The 16,196-nt window shown below is 54.4% G+C and carries 9 protein-coding genes; 6 read left to right on the forward strand and 3 right to left on the reverse strand.

Features of this window, described 5'->3' with window-relative positions; translation table 11 throughout:
• Window positions 1-37: 37 nt before the first annotated feature.
• Entirely contained in the window at window positions 38-4,681 is a 4,644-nt protein-coding gene (locus tag ACO08I_RS15480; RefSeq protein WP_421946400.1) for a gliding motility-associated C-terminal domain-containing protein, read from the reverse strand.
• 200 nt (window positions 4,682-4,881) lie between these two features.
• On the reverse strand, window positions 4,882-6,882 hold the full coding sequence (locus ACO08I_RS15485) for an alpha-ketoacid dehydrogenase subunit alpha/beta (RefSeq protein WP_421946401.1): 2,001 nt from the start codon (window positions 6,880-6,882) through the stop codon (window positions 4,882-4,884).
• A gap of 155 nt (window positions 6,883-7,037) precedes the next feature.
• Here ACO08I_RS15485 and ACO08I_RS15490 point away from each other — a divergent pair, with 155 nt between their 5' ends.
• Together ACO08I_RS15490 and ACO08I_RS15495 are read left to right on the forward strand one after the other, a co-directional pair.
• Window positions 7,038-7,877 carry a dienelactone hydrolase family protein gene (locus tag ACO08I_RS15490; protein ID WP_421946402.1) on the forward strand — a complete coding sequence of 280 codons (840 nt, stop codon included), beginning with the start codon at window positions 7,038-7,040 and terminating at the stop codon, window positions 7,875-7,877.
• 59 nt (window positions 7,878-7,936) lie between these two features.
• Window positions 7,937-11,350 (forward strand): sensor histidine kinase, encoded by a 3,414-nt coding sequence (locus tag ACO08I_RS15495; RefSeq protein ID WP_421946403.1) that lies wholly within the window; start codon window positions 7,937-7,939, stop codon window positions 11,348-11,350.
• Between the two features lie 13 nt (window positions 11,351-11,363).
• Here the strand turns inward: ACO08I_RS15495 and ACO08I_RS15500 are convergent, their stop codons facing one another.
• A complete protein-coding gene (locus ACO08I_RS15500; protein WP_282784536.1) occupies window positions 11,364-12,422 on the reverse strand; it encodes an alkane 1-monooxygenase in 1,059 nt (352 codons plus the stop codon).
• Between the two features lie 119 nt (window positions 12,423-12,541).
• Between ACO08I_RS15500 and ACO08I_RS15505 the strand changes: the two genes are divergently transcribed.
• The 4 genes from ACO08I_RS15505 to ACO08I_RS15520 are packed head-to-tail and all read left to right on the forward strand — an operon-like array spanning window position 12,542 to window position 16,194.
• A complete protein-coding gene (locus ACO08I_RS15505; RefSeq protein WP_282784538.1) occupies window positions 12,542-12,997 on the forward strand; it encodes an excisionase family DNA-binding protein in 456 nt (151 codons plus the stop codon).
• Between the two features lie 17 nt (window positions 12,998-13,014).
• Window positions 13,015-13,569, forward strand: coding sequence for a PIN domain-containing protein (locus ACO08I_RS15510; RefSeq protein WP_421946404.1), 555 nt, complete (start codon window positions 13,015-13,017; stop codon window positions 13,567-13,569).
• Between the two features lie 31 nt (window positions 13,570-13,600).
• Window positions 13,601-14,269 carry an HAD family hydrolase gene (locus ACO08I_RS15515; protein WP_421946405.1) on the forward strand — a complete coding sequence of 223 codons (669 nt, stop codon included), beginning with the start codon at window positions 13,601-13,603 and terminating at the stop codon, window positions 14,267-14,269.
• Window positions 14,270-14,310: 41 nt separating this feature from the next.
• Complete coding sequence (locus ACO08I_RS15520) at window positions 14,311-16,194, forward strand: CocE/NonD family hydrolase (protein WP_421946406.1); 1,884 nt, start codon at window positions 14,311-14,313, stop codon at window positions 16,192-16,194.
• Window positions 16,195-16,196: the final 2 nt, after the last annotated feature.

The raw sequence follows: 16,196 nt of genomic DNA on the forward strand, positions 1-16,196 counted from the left end.
AGGTGGAAAGCGGCAGCTTATCAGCTCATTGCCTCCGTTAACGGATCAGGGACAAATCGCCCCGGTAGACCAGCCGGATGCCATCCAGGAATTCAACATCAATCACATAAACGTAGACGCCCATGTTCATGAACTCGCCTTTAAAGGAACCGTCCCAAAGCGGTAGCCCTCCTGTACAGAACAGACCATTGCTGACATCAAACCCACCATTTTGGTAGACCTGATTGCCCCAGCGGTCAAAGATATTCACACTTCGAATGGCCGTGACGCCGGTGCAGGGAAAAACCCGGAATTCATCGTTGGTGCCGTCACCGTTAGGTGAGAAAGCGCCCGGGATATAGATATTCCGGTTGGCATCAAGCTCCACAAATACCGAGCCTTCCGCATCACAGCCATTTATATCCACAATGCGCAGGGTGTAATCTTGCGATTCCAATGGGAAGACCGTGGGGTTTTCCACTGTATCTGAGGACAGGTAAATAGCAGGGGTCCAGATAAAGGAGTCAACCTGCGTGCCCGCCGGGCTGATGATCGGCATGAGGCTTGTGGTACTGTCGCCGAGCTCAATTTCCACCACCGGCTGAGGGAAGGTAACGGTGATCTCATCGGGCTGATCGATTTCCACAAAGAAGGCCGCAGAACAGCCATTGGGGTCGAATATTTCAATGGTGTGCTCCCCGTCACCGAAGATATCTGCAGGGACATCAGGTGTCAGTAACACCCCATTTCCATCAACCATGTACCGGTAATCATCCGGTGTGGTGCCTGCGCCTCCAAATACGGTGTCAATGAAAACCAGCGTAGTGGCATCGAAGCAGGGCGGGTCTTCCGGATCAGGGATGATGGCCATGATTTCAGTAGGTTCGATCAGGCTGATGGACACAGAATCCTGACAGCCTTGCGTATCTGTGATCGTGATACCATAGGTACCAGCCGTCAGTCCGCTCGCGAATCCGGTAGCGGCATTGCCCGCCCCCTGCGGTACATTGGCTGAGAAAGAGAAGGGGGTATTACCAACCGGATTAATATTGTCGTTGAAATTATAAGTCACCGCTATTTGCCCGTCTTCCTCACCGAAGCAGGAAATATCGCGGGTATTAACAGGATCGATGCTCAGCTCCAGGGCATCAGGTTCGCCAATTTCGGGCAGGCCATCCTGCTCACAGCCATTGGCATCAGTAACAATAACGTTGTAGGCACCAGCCATCAGGCCCGACACAGTGGCAGTTGTCTCATTAAGGTCAGGCCAGAGGAATGTGTACCCTCCTGCACCCCCCGAAGGCGTCAGCGTTATAGAACCATCTGTGCCTCCATTACAGCTCACGCTTGAAGAAGATACATTGAGCGCAATCGGATCAGGGCTCGGGATGATGACTTCTGCAGTTTGTACGCATCCATTCTCATCTGTCACCACCACCGTTTGGGAGTCCCGGCACAATTGCGTTGCGGTGGACGTCAGTACATCCAGGTCAATCTCCCCGCTTTCCCAGTTAAAGTTGAAGAGGCCGGTACTGCCATCAGCGTACATGGCCGTTGCCGTTGCCTGCCCATCGCATACGCCCTCGAAACAACTGACCGGCAGGACATCCGTAAAGGACACCTCAATACTCGGCGGGTCAACCACCTCTGCTGTTGCCGTTACGCCTGCACAGCCATTCGCATCCACAACAGTCAGGTTGTAAAGGCCAGCAGAGAGCCCCGGATTGAGCACGGTGGAAAGCGTATCTGAGCCCCAGATGTACTGATAAGGTGCTGTACCCCCGCTTGCAAACACCGTAAGGCTACCGTTGCTTTGCCCCACACAGAGTGGCGAGGATGAACCAATACTGTCGATAACCAGTGGTGCCGGTGCAACAACCTGTGCCGATTCGACCAGCTCACAGCCATCCTCAGCCGTAATAGTCACAAAGTAGGTACCAGGTGCAAGGTTGGCAATAGCCGGTCCGGTCTCGTTATTGCTCCAGGTATAACTCTCGATTGGAGAGCCGCCGGGCGTCGCTGTGATCGTCAGGCTACCATTGGTATCATCAGAGCAGAGCAGGGTATCATTTTCAAACTCAATAATATTGGGCGGTGCCGGTGCTGTGACCGCAAAGGTGTCGATCGATGTGCAGCCATTGGCGTCCTCCAGATTGAGAATGTAGAGGCCTTGTACCAGATCCGTCAGGATAGAGTCTGTATCCATATTCGACCAGTCGTAAGTGTAAGGAGCCGTACCACCATCTACGCCCACAGTAATAGCACCATCCATACCACCGCCGGTACAGCTCTCGTTGGCCAGGTCCAGCAGAGTCACCTGAAGCGAATCAGGCTGTCCTATATTAAAGGTGTCTATGGTGAAACAACCGAGCGGGTCCTGATCGGTTACGGTAACGACATACAGACCGGGCGCCAGGTCATTGATGTTGGCTCCGGCAAGGCTGCTTCCGCCGGGCAGTGCGGTCCAGTTGTACGTGAAGGCACCGAATGGCGGTTGGCCGGTGGCGGTGCCCTGTACCTGCAGGAACGCATCGCCTGCACCATTACAGCTAACATGGGAAGAATCTACCAGGGTCACGCCCAGCAGCTTGGTCGCTCCTACCGGGAAGCTGTCAATAACCACACAACCATTTGCATCCGTAACGGTCAGATTGTACATGCCAGGGTCGAGGTCCGTCAGTTGTGCCGTTGCAGCAGTATCTACCGGCTGCCCTTCCCACTGATAATAGTAACTGCCCATATCATTTACGCCACCGGAAGCGCCTACAGTAATGGCACCATCCATGGCACCGCTACAGGTAGCATCCGTAATATTGGTATTCTGAGCCAGGAGCAGCAGTTCACCGGGTTGGCTGAGGGTCGTACTGGCTGTGGCAACGCACCCATTATTATCCGTAACGGTAACGGCGTAGGCCTGTGGCTGGAAAGAAAGCCCGGTAATGGTTTGGGTGGAGTCCCCGGTATTCCAGGAAAAAGTGAAGCCAGGCCCGGGGTTGGGCTGAGCCACACCATCCAGCGTAATCTGAGCGGTCAGGCTGCCATCGCTATCGCCGTTGCAGGTAGGCTGGGTCTCCAGGAGGCTTAGCCCGAGAGCCGGGCCTTCGAGCACCTGCAATTCTATAGTGTCAATATTGGCAGGCATATCGCTGTCTGAAACAGTGATCGAGAATACCCCTTCTCCCAGCCCTGATGCGGTGAAGCTGTCGCCCGAAGCCGCAATTGTCCCGGTATTGTCCGGGCCGGCAGGGGGTACTGCATTCCAGGCATAAGTGTAAGGGGGCACGCCACCTGTAGCCGTGACGGTAAAGGTGCCGTCATCAAAACCGGCACAGGAGACACTATCCACGGTGCCTTGTACCAGTAAGATTGCATTGGTGATATTGACCTGCCCGTTATCAATAATAGTTGGAATATCCGCGTTTCCTGAATTGGCATTTCCGGCCTGTATATCCAGAGGGGAATCAATAATCGTCACCGCTGCCTCATCGCCCAGGTCCCCAATGACTTCAAAGCATACTTCAAAGAGAAGCGCGCCATCCGGCAGGGTACGGGGCGTGGCCAGAAAGTCTGCCCACCCCATGGTCAGCCGCCCGGTATCGGTAATGGCCGGAGAGATATTAAAAATGCCCTGATCAAAGGAGGGCAGGTCAGACGTCAGGTTGTCAACACCTATAAAATCAAGCAGCGCAGGGTCCCATGCCATGGAAAACTGAGCATTGGTCAGGTTAACGAAGTTGGTCGTCGTCACCGGGACACAGACGGTATCGCCGGGAGCGCCATTCAGGTCGCCTACATCAAAAAGCACAGGCATCACGAGTGTATCGATCAGGCCGCAGCTTTTGCCATCTTCCACGATGACTTCATAGGTGCCTGTCTCGGGTACGGTATAGGTGATGGTATCGTTGTGGCCGGGCGTCACCGTTTGGACCGTGCCCATTGCGCCGCCTCCGATTTCATTAATGGTAATGGTGTAGGAAGTGGAAGGGTCAAACTCCGGCAGACCGCCCTGCAGGACAAAGCTGCCTTCAAGCCCTCCGGCGGGGTCGACAAAGGTTTCGGTAATGGCAATGCTTTCGAGGTACACCACCGAAAAGGCTTCATCGATGCTGACGCTCACACAGGGGCCGCCCTGCTCGTACTCCAAAGCCGAGGCGTTGTCCACGGTGATTGGGGCAAACCAAAACTGAATCGGCGCCGGCACGCCCATGTTATAGGCTTCCTGCAAGCTGCCGTTGTTGATCAGGTCGAGATTGCCAAAACTGTTGATGGTAGGTGCCAGCCAGATGCCATTCTCCTGATCAAACTCGAAACCATTGAGTATAATGGGCGAAGTCGTATTCAGAGCCGGGTCCGTCAGCACAGTGGTCAGGTCAGGCCCGTCAATAGTTGGGATATCATCGTAAAAGGCGTAAGCGATACCAGGCGCAGTAGCCGGGTTTGGATCGCCACCGAAGGAAAAATCCATGTTGTGGGTCAATCGCAGCGTATCGCCCATACACAAATAAATGGTGTCAGGGTCAATATCATTGGATTGCCCTGCGAAGGGGCCAAAACCCTGAATCGTCCCCGCATTATTCTGATTGCAGGGCACCCGAAAAGCACTTTCAGAAGAACCCAGTACAGAAACATTTTGAGGCACCTGCGCGTACAGCCCCATATTGGCGAGCAGCAGTAAGGCAATTGGAAGGAAAAATCTAATCATTGTTCCGGATTGATTTGAATATCGTTAATGGGATTTGGGTAAGGGCATATTTCAACAGGGCACAAAAATAGGCATCGCCCTCCGACTATTGTAATTTGTCGAAAAGTTTAATGGTCTGTAATACGGCTCCTTTACGGAAAGGTACCCGTACAATACTGAATTGAACGATGTTGCTGCTCAAAAAGTGTACAAGGAACCTTTTAATACGACAACAGTCGCTCCAACTGCGCCCGGAAGCGGGTTTTGGGTAAAAACTGCTCTTCCAAAACAGTCGAAAAAGGCACGGGGGTATCCAGGCTGCCCGCCCGAAGCACCGGTGCATCCAAATACTCAAACAGGTGCTCGCTGATGTAAGCGGAAAGCTCTCCGCCAATACCGCCCGTTTGGGTATCTTCGTGCAGGAGTAGCACCCGGTTGGTTTTCTGCACCGTTGCCCGGATGGCGTCGTAATCCAGAGGCAAAAGGGTACGCAGGTCCAGGATATCAGCATCGACGCCCATTTCCGCACAAACCTCCAGCGCCCAGTGCACGCCCATACCGTAGGTAATGATAGAGACTTCATCGCCCTCCGCCGCCAGGCGGGCCTTGCCAATTGGCGTGGTGTAGTACCCGTCAGGCACTGCCGCCGTCAGTCGGCGGTACAGGGCTTTATGCTCAAAGTACAGCACCGGGTTGGGGTCTTCAAAACTGGCCAGCAGCAGGCCTTTGGCATCTTCCGGGGTGGAAGGGTAGACGATCTTCAGTCCAGGAGTGTGGAAAAACCAGGCTTCATTGCTCTGGGAATGGAAAGGTCCGGCACCTACGCCCCCGCCTGTGGGCATCCGGATGACCACATCGGCGTTCTGCCCCCATCGGTAGTGAAGCTTTGCCAGGTTGTTGACAATCTGGTTGAACCCGCAGCTCACAAAATCCGCAAACTGCATTTCCACCATCGCTTTGTATCCCTTCAGGCTGAGTCCGAGGCCAATGCCTATGATAGCGCTTTCGCAAAGGGGCGTGTTGCGTACCCGGTCGTGCCCAAATTTTTCTGTAAAGCCATCCGTAATTTTAAACACCCCGCCGTAGTCGGCAATATCCTGCCCCATGAGGACGAGGTTGTCGTGGGCTTCCATGGCAGCCTCCAGGCCTTTGGAGATGGCATCTACAAAGCGCAGCTCGGTGGACGGCCCCTGTGGTGGTTTTGGGACTGGTGTATCAGGTGCATAGACATCCCCCAATTCTGTTTCCAGTACAGCTGTTACAGCCGGCTCGGCGTAGGCTTTGTCCAGCCCTTCATTGATTTGCTGCTTGAATGATTTGCGGAGGGCTTTGACTTGTGCTTCATCGAGCACACCTTCCTGCAATAAAAAGCGCTCATAGTTGTCCAGGGGGTCGCGCTGCGCCCATTCGTCCATCAGCTCCTGTGGGACATACTTGGTGCCGGAAGCCTCCTCATGCCCGCGCATGCGGAAAGTGCGGCACTCGATCAGCACAGGCTCGGGGCGCTCCCGCAGCTCTGTGGCCAAGCGCGTGAAGGTTTCGTAAACCTCCAGGATGTTATTGCCATCAATGACCTCGGACCGCATGCCGTAGCCTTTAGCCCGGTCGGCAAGCTGCTCACAGCGGTACTGCTCGCTTGTAGGGGTGGACAAGCCGTAGCCATTATTCTCAATCACAAAAAGTACCGGCAGTTCCCAGACCGCTGCCGTATTGAGTGCTTCGTGAAATTCGCCCTCACTTGTGCCTCCTTCGCCGGTAAAAGCCAGGGAGACCTGGCCGGCTTTGCTTAGCTTGTTGGCAAGCGCGACCCCTGCGGCCAGCGACAACTGTGGCCCCAGGTGAGAAATCATACCCACTATGCCGTAATCCATTGTCCCAAAGTGAAAGGACCGGTCCCGGCCTTTGGTAAACCCAAGGTCTTTGCCCTGCCATTGGGCAAACAAGCGCTCCAACGGCACTTCCCGGCTGGTGAATACGCCCAGATTGCGGTGCATGGTAAAGAGCAGTTCATCAGGGTGGAGGGCCAGTGCAGCGCCCACAGAGATCGCCTCCTGCCCAATGCCCGAAAACCACTTGCTGATTTTGCCCTGCCGTAACAGGATCAGCATCTTCTCTTCGATCATGCGGGGCAGCAGCAGCCCTCGGTATAATTTCAGGAGTTCCTCATCAGAAAATGCACTACGGTCGTAGGCAAGGACGGGTGTTGAGATGACGTCGGCCATGGTTTTAGTTTGGTTAAATTCGGGCACAAAGGTAGGTGGTTTCCGAATGCCCGTGCAAGAAAAACCGGGCTTTGTTTACGGTTTTTTGTTAAACATTTGGCTCCGTTCCCACCTTAAATAAGGTGAGATATTTCCAAGTTCAAACAACAATAATTATGCTTAGACACCCATTCCCCATATTTCTAATGGCATTAAGCCTGTTTTTCGCAGCTTGCCAGAATAGCGACAGCACAGCCAACAGCACTGACTCCACCAGCATGGGGCAGTTTGCGGACGATGACAACTTCAAAAACAAGCACGAAATACCCGGCGAGGCCACCCCGGCCAATACCGGCAAGCGCATCGAGTTTGATACGCCCGATGGCAAAAAAGGCAGCGCCTACGCTCTGATGACGGCAAAGCCCAGCGAAGAGTACCTCCTCGTTTTTCACGAATGGTGGGGCCTGAATGACCACATCCGGCAGGAAGCCGAGCGGTACTTCGACGAGCTTGATACCGTCAATGTACTGGCACTCGACCTGTACGACGGGGAGGTAGCCACCACCCGTGAGCGGGCAGGAGAGCTGACCAAAAGTGTCAGGGAAGACCGTGCCAAAGCCATCATACAGGGTGCCCTCGACCTGGCAGGCCCCAACGCCCGGATTGGCACGATTGGCTGGTGCTTCGGCGGCGGATGGTCCCTCAAAGCTTCCATACAGGCGGGCGACCGTGGAGAAGCCTGTGTCATGTACTACGGCATGCCTGTGCAGGACAAGGAAGCGTTGATGTCGCTGAAAGCACCCGTGCTGGCTATCTTCGCCCGTCAGGACGAATGGATTACGCCGGAGGTCGCCCAAAGCTTTGAGGACCTCGCGGTAGAAACTGATAAAACGGTACAAGTACAGTCGTACGATGCCGACCACGCTTTTGCCAATCCCAGCAGCCCCCGCTACGATCAGCAGGCAGCGCGTACGGCCAATCAGGCCGCACAAGCCTTCCTGAAAGCGAATCTCTAGCCACCAAAACTTGCGTAGCTTGCAACCCTGCTCTATCTTCAACGTAACATTAAAGCACAATGAGCAGGCAAAATGGAATCATCGCTTTTGCTGTTGCCACACTGCTGTTGTCCGGGCTTGTGCTGATTTACGTTCAGCAACTCGACCCGGCGGCGGCACAGGCCAAGGCAGCCGAAGTGCAGCTACAGGCTAATGAAGCTCAGGCACTGCGGTGGCTGGAGCAGGACAGCTTGTGGCTGGAACAGTGCCGGCAGCCCTTTAGCCATTCGGCAAACCGACCTTTGCCATATGGCTTTTCTTTTATGTGCTATGAGGGTGAAAAACGGGTGTTTTGGACCGATACGCACATCTATTTTCCTGACCGCCTGCAGAGGCCCCAAGCCCTTAAGTTCCCCGGCAGAGCACCACAGTACTTCATTCCCCGTGAGCTTCCGGGGCCCTATTCCGTCGCAGTGGCCATCCCTTTGCCGGCTATAGTCAATGACGAGTGGTCCCCTTCTCCTTACCCTGTCCACAATACAGCCGGGACGGTTATTGGTTACGTGCCCGATCAGGTGCAACACCTGCCTGCCTTTTGGCAAAAGGTGCATCTCGCTGCCGGGCTCCTGTTTTCGCTGGCGCTGTTTTTCCTGGTCGATAAAGGGAGTCGGTTGCTGATCCGCCGCCTGGGCCCTACCCCGGTTTTTCTGACAGCAGTCCTTGTTGGAGCGCTATGGCTACGGACGACAGGTATGCTGAGCTACCCTTCTCTGGAATTTCCGCAAAACCTACTGTCGATTCGCCTTCCTGTTGGCAACCTGGCGCAATTCACCCTGCTACCGCTGCTTTTATTCTGGCTGCTAAGCCTGGGACAACGCCTGCCGCTGAAAATAGGGGTCCGCGACCGGCATTCCTGGCAAAACGGTGTACTGGCAGCGCTGGGCTTCGGAAGTATCGTTACGGGCTTACTGATTGGTGGGACCCTGTTCCGTGCACTACTTCTGGAGACCGATCTGGATTTCGACTTCAGCAATGTGCTCATGCTGGGCACTGCGGAGCTGATTGCATTGGCGGCTATCGTGCTGCTCATGCTGACCTTTCTGCTTTTCAGCCTTTGGGCCGTCAAGGGTATTCACCGACTGCCCCTTGACCGAAATCAGCGGCTCCTGGCGATGGGCATTGCCATACTGCCCGGCATACCAACGGCCTTGATCCTCAACCTTGGACTGGGATTGCTGCCGGTCTTGCTGCTACCCCTGCTCTACATCGCCCTGCTGGACCTTTTCGTGGAAATCGAAGCGGCCAGCCCGGCATGGCTGATGCTCTGGCTGGCTTTGCTATCTGGTTTTGCCGCAGGGCTACTCTTCAAGTATAACCTCGACAACGGGCACGAACAGCGGCTGGCTTTCGCCAAACAGCTTACGGACCCCGAAGATCACCGGGCAGAACAAGCCCTGCTGGAACTACAGGTGCAACTCGCTGCCGGCCCGCCTGCGGATAGCCTGGAGACGCTGCTGCTTTACACACCTTATTTATACAAGAATTTCAACTGGCACCTTCTGCCCGAAAGCGACATTCGCCGCCACCAAACGGCGGACCCTGCCTTCCGGCTGTCCCCCAACCGCCATTACTACACCTACAGCATCCCCTGGCGCCAGGATAGTGCGCTGGTTTTCCAACCCGCCCTGCAGCCCAACCGCCGGGTACTGCAGGAGCTCGTACCTTCTGCTCCGCATCAGCAAACCCGTTATGCCATCAGCTTATTTAAAGACTCCGTGCGCATCGCCCAGCGTGGCTACTTTCTGCGGGAATGGCTGTCTGCCGACCTTTGGCCGGCGAAGGGAGAAAGCCGGGAACGCCTGAACAGCAAACGGGCCAATCTTTACTATGCCCATCCGGATGGCTACACGATCATCGTTGGGGAAGCCCTGGGCGGTTATTTGAAACCCATTTCCCTGTTTTCCTACCTCTTTGCCCTGCTCACGGTGCTGTCGCTCCTGGTCTTTGGGCTCAACCGGCTCTACCCCATTTTGCCGGCCACACCGGGCAGCCTGCTTTTCGGCACGCCTTCTCTGCGCCACCGCATACAGCTTTCAGTCATTGGGCTTACGCTCTTTGCTTTCCTGTTTATCGGTGCAGTTACGGTAGCTTCTTTGCAGCAGTCTTCGGTCAGCTATCACGGGGAACGGCTGCTGGAAAAAGTAGATGTGCTGCTGCGTGATTTGCAGAAACAAGACTTTGACCCGCATGATCAGCATGCGTTGCGGGAGCTATCCGAAATTCATCAGGTCGACCTTTCGGTTTATGATGCCGGGGGCAGCCTGATCCGGACTTCGGTGCCCTTCTTTCTTTTCCAGGGCTGGCAATCGCCCCGCATCAACCCGGAGGCTGTACGGGCCTACTACCGGCAGGGGTTCAAGCCGGCTCTACTGGAAGAACGGGCGGGGGAGCTCCGTTATCTGTCGGCCTATGTGCCGGTGGCTGAGCCCACGCAGGGGCTGAGTTACTTTTTCCAAATCCCTTTCACTTCCGGTACGCGCAACCTGCAGCAGAATGTGCTGGGCTTTATCGGCAACCTGCTCAACCTCTATGTTTTCCTCCTGCTCATTGCCGGTGCCATCGCCATCACCGTCGCCAATTCCATTACCCGCCCGCTGATGAAGATCGGCGAGAAACTGCGCAGTTTCCAACTTGGCCAAAATGAGCCGCTGGAATGGGAAAGCGAAGACGAGATCGGCAAACTGGTGAACGAGTACAACCTGATGATCCAAAAACTGGAGGAAAGCGCCGAAAAGCTACGGCAATCAGAACGGGAAGGGGCCTGGCGCGAGATGGCCAAGCAGGTGGCACATGAAATCAAAAATCCACTTACGCCCATGAAACTGAGCATTCAGTACCTGGAGCACGCCCGCAAATCTGACCCCGAACGGGCAGCCGCTATGATCAGCAGCGTGGCCCAAACCCTGATTGAGCAGATTGACGGGCTGGCGCGTATTGCCACCGAGTTTTCCAACTTCGCCAAAATGCCAAAGGCGGAACCGGAATCCCTGAATTTGAATACAGTGGTGGAAAGCGTTTACCGATTGTTTACGGAACATCAGGAACCGGCAGAGCGCATTGAGCTTACCTTACCGGATACGCCGGTGCCCGTCTTTGCCGACCGGGGCCACCTGGTACGCGTCCTCAACAACCTGATCAAAAATGCACAACAGGCCATTCCGGAGGACCGGCAGGGGCTCATCCACATCCGGGTACAGCCCGGCGTAACGCAGCACCTCATTACTGTTACTGATAACGGGACGGGCATTCCGGAGGAGGTGCAGCCCAAAGTATTCCAGCCCAACTTCACCACCAAATCCTCAGGTATGGGGCTTGGGCTGGCCATGTGCAAGAATATGATGACCGCAGCGGGCGGCGACATCTACTTCGAAACGGAACCCGGCAAGGGTACGACCTTCTTTATGGCACTGCCGGATGCTTCAGTAGCCAGTTAATAAGGTGGAGAAATTAGTTTACCCCGACTTGCTGATTGTGCTTAGCCACCCGCTTGTCCATCACCCGGAACCAAAGCGGAGGCACAAGCGACAACAGGATCGCTCCCGGATAACCGGTAGGCAGCTGCGGGCTCTCGTCCTGATGCCTTAGGATCTGGTATTTGCGTGATGCCTTGTAGTGGTGGTCAGAATGACGGGTCAGCTCATACAGAAAAATACGACCCAGCTCATGGTCAGAATTCCAGGAATGCTGCGGCCCCACACGCTCGTAGCGCCCACTGTCGAGCTGACGGCGCTGCAGCCCATAGTGCTCAATGTAGTTGACCGACTCCAGCATTAGAAATCCAAACACGGCAACCGCAATCGCAAAAGGCACTAATGCCCAGCCAAACACCCACCCAACAGTAGCCAGGTAAGCCAGCTGCAGCCCTGTAAACCGAATCATCTCGTTGTGCAGGCTGAGTGTAGGCTTACCCTGCCTTTCCAACCGTGCGGCTTCCAACCGCCACGCACTGAAGTAACCCCCGATGACCGAGCGGAACCAGAACGTGTAGATCAGCTCGCCCCGGCGGGAAGTAGCCGGGTCTTGGGGCGTGGCCACATGCTTGTGGTGTCCCAGGTTGTGCTCAATGATGAAGTGGGTGTACAAAGCCGGCAGCAGCAGGGCTTTCGCCAAAAAGCGCTCGAAGCGATCAGCGCGGTGCCCCAGCTCATGGGCGACGTTGATGCCCGCCGTGCCCAAAATGAGCCCCACGCTGCAGGTCATGCCCGTGATTTCGTAACCGGCGAGCCCGCCCTGCGACAGGGTATAGAGGTAGTAGCCCACCAACCCGTACACCAAAGGCACATTGAAGTACAGCAGGTAGTCAAACAACCGGGCCCGGGCACGCTCCGGTTCTGCGGCCTGCGGGTGGTTTTCCGGCGACTGCGGCACAAACAACTCCACAACCGGAATGACAATAAAGCCCAGGTAAATGGCTGCAAAGGACCAGATGCCCCCAATGTAAATGGCAGCGTAGGCGGACAGGGGCAGCAGGTAGGCGATCAGGTATTTGGTGTCGCGGCGGTTCATAATTTGAGATTTGGTTGGCTTTTTAAAAATACGGTTTTTCAGTCAAAAAAGTAGTGTCCGGTCATGGAAATGGAACTATGTTTCGATTATTTCGTTTATATTAAAGACATGATTTCAATATGAGTAAAACATATCCGGTATTATCCAAGGAAGAACGTCAGATGGCAGCGTTTTCTGCGAAAGCAATCACATCAGCACTGGAAAAAAAAGCAGATTCTCCGACTGACTTATCAATTGATGCACAGGGCCTGCCATCCCTACAACTGAAGCTACCCAAACAAGCTTTGCAGGTGCTTCAGGAGGTGCTTTCCCTTATTTCTGAAGGCAAGCCTTTTTCACTTTTGCCATCAGATGTAGAGCTTAGCACTCAGGAAGCGGCTGATTTACTGCAGATATCAAGACCACACCTCATTAAACTATTAGAGGATGGAGCAATGCCTTTTAAGAAGGTGGGTACCCATAGAAGGATCAGCCTGAGTGCTATTATAGCGTACCAGCAACACCAAAAAGAATTACAATCAGAAGCGTTGGATGCCTTAGCTGAACAAGCGCAAAAGCTCAATTTTGGATACTAAACTTTTGATTTGCACAAATGATAAGAGCGCTCTTAGACGCAAATGTGATTTACCCTGCCCCGCTGAGGGACCTCTTGTTTAGCATTGCTGCGGAAGAGGTATTCCAGCCGCTTTGGACTAAGCAAATTAATGAAGAATGGGTAAAAAACTTACTGCAAAACAGACCTGATATAAGCAGATCGCAACTTCAAAGAACTTGTGACCTCATGGACAAAGCATTCCCTATGGCACTGATTGAAGGCTACGAAAACCTAATTTCAAAGCTTGAATTACCTGACTCCGATGACAGACATGTACTAGCTGCTGCTATTAAATCTGAAGCAGACATTCTAGTCACTTTTAATCTAAAAGATTTTCAACAAGGTTACATTAATCAGTTTGGAGTAGAAGTCAAACATCCAGATCACTTTTTATGTACCTTATTTGAGCGTCAACCAAACAGTTGCGTGACGGCTTTCAAAAAAATGCACAACCGGCTAAAACATCCTCCCATACCAAAAGGGAAGCTCTTAGACACCTTGAAAGTCAATGATATTAAGCAGTTTCCAGCTCTACTGAAACCTTTGCTCTAAGAAAACACTACCTTCACCACAAAAACCAAGCATGCCAATCACTTTATACCAAACCACTGCTCAGGGCCTCATCTTTGATATGGACGGCACGATGGTCGACAACATGATGGCGCACCACGAAGCCTGGCAGCGTAAACTCAGCAGCCTTGGCATGGACATGGAGCTGGAGCAGGTCCGCAGGGAAATCCACGGGGTGAACGAGGAAATCCTGCTGCGCCTGTTTGGAGACCGCTTCAATGACGAGGAGCGCCAATACCACGCGCAGGACAAGGAAGCTGAATACCGCCGGGTCTTTCAGGAGCAATTGCAACTGATCGATGGGCTGTCGGACTTTCTGGAAGAAGCCTGGGAGGCGGAACTGCCTATGGGCATTGGCACGGCGGCACCTCAGGCAAACGTGGACTTTGTGCTGGACAATCTGGAGTTGCGCGACTACTTCGCCACAGTGAAACATGCGGGCGATGTCACAAAAGGCAAGCCCGATCCTGAAATCTATCAGCTGGTGGCCGCCGGGCTGGGCATACCGGTCAAAAACTGCGTTATTTTTGAAGACAGCCCCACCGGCGCCGAAGCAGCCCACAACGCCGGCAGCCCGGTAATTGTCGTCACCACAACGCACAAGCCAGCCGAGTTTAGCCACCTGCCCAATGTATTGGCGTATATTGAGGACTTTAATGCCCTGGAGTACGACATCCGATAGATGCCGGACTTCTGTTTTGACCAATAACACTTTCGATTAGTATGAAAAAACACATTCTACAGGCCTTGCTATTTCTGGGCCTACTTGCCGTTGCCCTGCCTGCATTTAGCCAGGACGAAGCTGACGCCTTCTGGGCAGAAGTGCAGGAAATCGCCATCGTGGAGCAAAAAGTCATGATGCCTATGCGCGATGGCATACGCCTGGCCACCGATATCTACCGGCCCAAAACGGACGAGCCCGTACCGGTCATCTTTTCCCGCACACCTTATAATTTCAACCTCTATTCGGAGGGCAAGCTCAACAAGCGCCAAATCCAACGAGCCATGGAAGCCGTAAAGCGCGGCTACGCCTACGTGGTTCAAAATGAGCGCGGCCGCTATTTTTCCGAAGGGGAGTGGGACATCCTTGGCGTCCCACTGACTGATGGCTACGATGCCTTTAGCTGGATGGCCGATCAGGAATGGTGCAATGGGAAAATTGGCACCCTCGGCTGTTCCTCCACGGCGGAGTGGCAAATGGCCGTGGCTGCCCTCGACCACCCTTCCCATGCTGCTATGATACCACAGGGTTATGGTGCCGGTATTGGCACGGTGGGCGACTACTACGAGCAGGGCAACTGGTACCGGGGCGGTGCTCAGCAGATGCTCTTTACCTCCTGGTTGTACTGGGTTCAGAATGGCCGTATCCGCCCGATGTTTCCTAAGGATGCGACGCAGGAAGAGCTCATCCGCATGTCGCGCTTCTTCGACCTTGTGCCCGATCCGCCTGATGTGGACTGGAAGGAGGCGTTCAGGCATCTGCCGGTAAAGGACATCATCGAAAACGTGGATGGGCCACGTGGTATTTACAGTGAAATGATTCAGCGCAAGCCCAATGATCCGGCCTGGTTCGAGGGCGGCTTGTACCACGATACGATGGGCTTTGGCGTGCCGAGCTTTTGGTTTACCTCCTGGTATGATGTGTCCATCAGCCCCAATCTCGCCTTGTTCAACCACGTGCGTGAAAATCCGGAAGTGGGCGCGGACCAGTACCTGGTCATCGCCCCCGTGCTGCACTGTGCCTACACCCGCGCCACCGAAAATACGATTGTGGGAGAGCGAAGTGTAGGCGACGCCCGCCTCAATTACGATGAGCTGATCTACGGCTGGTTCGATTACTGGCTGAAGGATGATAAAAGTAAGGACCCGGCCCAAATGCCAAGGGTGCGCTACTACACTATGGGCAGCAACCAATGGCAAACCGCCGAAACCTGGCCTCCTCAATCGGCAGAAATGACCACCTTCTACCTTGACAGTGAAGGGCAAGCCAACAGCCTTTTCGGCAACGGTGTGCTGACTACCCAAATGCCCGATGCAGCGGATCAGCCCGATGCCTTCACCTACGACCCAATGAACCCGGTGCCCAGCGTAGGCGGCAACGTTTGCTGTACCGGTGGTGCCATCGACGGCGGTGCCTTCGATCAGCAGGAACTGGAAGCCCGGCAGGATATCCTGGTCTATACCACCCCGCCCCTGGAAGAAGGCGTGGAAATCAGTGGCTTTATTGAGACCACCCTCTACGTCTCTTCTGATGCCAAAGACACCGATTTCACGGTCAAGCTCATCGATGTGTATCCGGACGGGCGGGCTTACAACCTGGACGAGACCATCCAACGCGTGCGCTACCGGGAGGGCTACGACAAGGAAGTCCTCATGGAGAATGGAGAAGTGTACAAAGTCGACCTCACGCCTATGTCCACCAGCAACTACTTTGAGAAAGGGCACCGCATCCGTATTGAGGTATCGAGCAGCAACTTCCCGCGTTTTACCCGCAACCTCAACACTGGTGGCAACAACTGGGACGAGACCGAAGGCGTCAAAGCCCGCAATCAGGTGCACCATTCTGCAGCGTACCCCTCACAGATACGACTGCCGATTGTACGGTAACA

It is taken from the genome of Phaeodactylibacter xiamenensis (assembly GCF_965229835.1).
GTDB classification, from domain to species: domain Bacteria; phylum Bacteroidota; class Bacteroidia; order Chitinophagales; family Saprospiraceae; genus Phaeodactylibacter; species Phaeodactylibacter xiamenensis.

Coding starts and splice junctions, on each gene's coding strand:
- ACO08I_RS15480 (WP_421946400.1), bottom strand. CDS start 4,681: ATGATTAGATTTTTCCTTCCAATTGCCTTACTGCTGCTCGCCAATATG.
- ACO08I_RS15485 (WP_421946401.1), bottom strand. CDS start 6,882: ATGGCCGACGTCATCTCAACACCCGTCCTTGCCTACGACCGTAGTGCA.
- ACO08I_RS15490 (WP_421946402.1), top strand. CDS start 7,038: ATGCTTAGACACCCATTCCCCATATTTCTAATGGCATTAAGCCTGTTT.
- ACO08I_RS15495 (WP_421946403.1), top strand. CDS start 7,937: ATGAGCAGGCAAAATGGAATCATCGCTTTTGCTGTTGCCACACTGCTG.
- ACO08I_RS15500 (WP_282784536.1), bottom strand. CDS start 12,422: ATGAACCGCCGCGACACCAAATACCTGATCGCCTACCTGCTGCCCCTG.
- ACO08I_RS15505 (WP_282784538.1), top strand. CDS start 12,542: ATGAGTAAAACATATCCGGTATTATCCAAGGAAGAACGTCAGATGGCA.
- ACO08I_RS15510 (WP_421946404.1), top strand. CDS start 13,015: ATGATAAGAGCGCTCTTAGACGCAAATGTGATTTACCCTGCCCCGCTG.
- ACO08I_RS15515 (WP_421946405.1), top strand. CDS start 13,601: ATGCCAATCACTTTATACCAAACCACTGCTCAGGGCCTCATCTTTGAT.
- ACO08I_RS15520 (WP_421946406.1), top strand. CDS start 14,311: ATGAAAAAACACATTCTACAGGCCTTGCTATTTCTGGGCCTACTTGCC.